At 69.1% G+C, this 1,900-nt stretch carries 2 protein-coding genes; both read left to right on the top strand.

Annotated features, from left to right (window positions below; genetic code table 11):
• Window positions 1–8 precede the first annotated feature (8 nt).
• Window positions 9–1,136, top strand: a complete 1,128-nt coding sequence (locus B9G38_RS16690) for a DUF63 family protein (RefSeq protein WP_086221118.1) — start codon at window positions 9–11, stop codon at window positions 1,134–1,136.
• A gap of 529 nt (window positions 1,137–1,665) precedes the next feature.
• Window positions 1,666–1,900 (top strand): flavoprotein (locus B9G38_RS16685; protein ID WP_143415593.1); only part of this gene is annotated, 235 nt, incomplete at its 3' end.

The following is a 1,900-nucleotide window of genomic DNA, read 5'->3' as shown; positions in this document are numbered from 1 at the left end:
GGCTCAACTTGTCCCCGGAGCGCGCGTGGGCGGCGGTCGTCGGGGGCGTCACGGCGCTTTTGGCGATCGGGTCGGTCGTCTTCCCGCGCGTCGTCTACGACCGGTTCCTCTGGCGCTACTTCTGGGGGCCGGTGGTGGCGGACGGCGAGGGCGCGCAGTGCGCGGTCCGCGAGCCCGGCGGCACCACGGAGCTGCTCGGTAGCACCGCGGCGTGCCAGTCGGCGCGGAGCGCCGGCGAAGTCGTCGCGGCGCCGGGGTACACCACGTTCTCGACGGTGAGCTACGTGGTGATCCTGCTGGCGATGCTGATCGGCGTCGTCTTCCTGCTCCGCCGGCTCGACATCGCGACGGAGCTCCGCTTCTTCTACGCGCTGTTCCCGTTCATGCTGTTCGGCGGGGCGATGCGGACGGTCGAGGACGCGGGCGTCGCCGCGACCGCGGCCGGCGTGGAACCGCTGATCGCCTTCCCGGCGAGCGCGGTGCTTATCAGCCCGTTCATCTACTTCACCGTGTTCCTGTTCACGCTCGCGTGCGTGGTGACGGCGTACGGGCTCGAACGCCGCGGCGCCGTCGACGACTACGCGCGCCCGCTGTTCGCGTCGGGCGCGGCGGGGCTCGCGCTCGCGGTCGGGTATCTGTCCTATCTCGCGGCCACGACCGGCTACGTCACCTTCTACCCGCAGGTGCTCGTCCCGACGCTGGTCATCGCGACCGTCGCGACCGGGGTCACGTGGGCGCTGGCGACGCGGTCCATCTCGACGATCCGGCAGGGGACCGGCGCGGCGGGCATCGTGATCATCTGGGGGCACGCGGTCGACGGCGTCGCGAACGTGATCGGGCTCAACTGGATGCCGGCGCTCACCGGCACCGCGAACCTCGTCCCGAAACACGTCGTGAACGCGCTGATCGTCGACTGGACCGGGCGGCTGCTGCCCGAGTCGATCGTCTCCGTCACCGGCGACGCGTGGCCGTTCCTCCTCGTGAAGCTCGCGGCCGCGACGTTCGTCGTCTGGGTGTTCAACGGCGAGATGTACGAGGAGTCGCCGCGGTACACGCTGCTGCTCCTCATCACGGTGCTGGCCGTCGGGCTCGGCCCCGGGACGCGGGACATGCTGCGCGCCACCTTCGGCGTTTAAATAGTGGACCGCTCTTCGGTCGGTTATTTATAAGGTATTCCCGCGGGCGGCGTCGTGAACACGTCCAAACCCGCAGTCGCTCGCTTATAAATGGTCGATGGCGGATCAACGGCGAACACCTCCAAAGCCCCAGCCGTGAGGAGGCCGTACGCTCGCTACGCTCCTCGCTCAGTCACTCCGTTCCTTCGCTGCGGTGCTTGCGTCGTCATCAGAACGCGTAGCGTTCTGATTGGCTCACGAGAGCTTTGCTCTCGTGAACGCCTACGGCCTCCTCACGGCTGCCCCTTTGAGTCCCCCCCGGACAGCACCGCAACCGCGCCTCACGCCTCCCCAGCCTCGTCGGTGGTCCTCCGCGTTGCTCCGGACCACCGACTCCCTCGCGCGTGCGACTCGCGCCCTGCGGGCGCTCGTCGGCACGCGCCACCGCCGACCATTTATAAGAAGTTTTCGGGGACGCGCCGGGGTTAGTCATTCGAGGCCGTTCCGCAACGGCATCTTATAAGCCGCCGCGGGCGGAACGGTCTCGGTAATGCTGGACGGGGTCAACGTCGCGCTCGGCGTCTCGGGGAGCATCGCGGCGGTGAAGGTCGTCGAACTCGCGCACGAACTACGCCGTCACGGCGCGAGCGTCCGCGCCGTCATGTCCCCGGCCGCGACGAACATCGTCCATCCGTGGGCGGTCGACTTCGCGACCGACGAGCCCGGCGTCACCGAGATCACCGGCGACGTGGAACCCGTCGAGCTCTGCGGCCGCGAGGGGGGGG

This window comes from Halorubrum sp. SD612 (assembly GCF_002135005.1).
This window is presented reverse-complemented; position numbering and strand designations above follow the sequence as displayed.